The following is a 519-nucleotide window of genomic DNA, read 5'->3' on the forward strand; positions in this document are numbered from 1 at the left end:
CGGAAGTTGGCGTTTATCGCATTATCCACGTTATATTTCCCGAACGCCGATTTCTCCAGCTCCAGGCCAAAACGCATATTGTCCTTAATTTCCGCATTCATCCCTAACGTCATCAGCATCCTGCTGTCTTTTTCTCCTTCAAAACGTTTCTCGCCGGAAGCATCACGCAAGACCGTTTCTCCGTTCGCCAGCAGGTCAAACTGGTAACCCAGCCCGGCGCGCGCTGTGATTTTCCAGTCATCTCCGGAGAAGCTTCTTCCCACGTCAACACCGGTACGACCAATCAGTGGGTTATAATCCTTGTCTTTCATGCTCAGGGCCATTCCCCGGTCTTCCCAGTTAAAGGATTTTCCTGACACAGAACCGTAAACCAGCTCCATCTGTGGCTCCACCCAGGCCTCTTCCGACAGGTGGTAACGATACCCGACCTCTGCACCGGCATACCAGGAATGAGAGCTGTAGTCTTTTGTTCCAAGAGACGCAAAACTCGCTGTGTACTCATTATCGTGATGGAGGTAT

1 protein-coding gene is annotated in these 519 nt (G+C 51.1%); it reads right to left on the reverse strand.

Annotated features, from left to right (window positions below):
* On the reverse strand, nt 1–519 hold a 519-nt coding region (locus A7090_RS25090), incomplete at both ends, for an autotransporter outer membrane beta-barrel domain-containing protein (protein ID WP_123056998.1).

This window comes from Escherichia sp. MOD1-EC7003, assembly GCF_002965065.1.
Classification (GTDB): domain Bacteria; phylum Pseudomonadota; class Gammaproteobacteria; order Enterobacterales; family Enterobacteriaceae; genus Escherichia.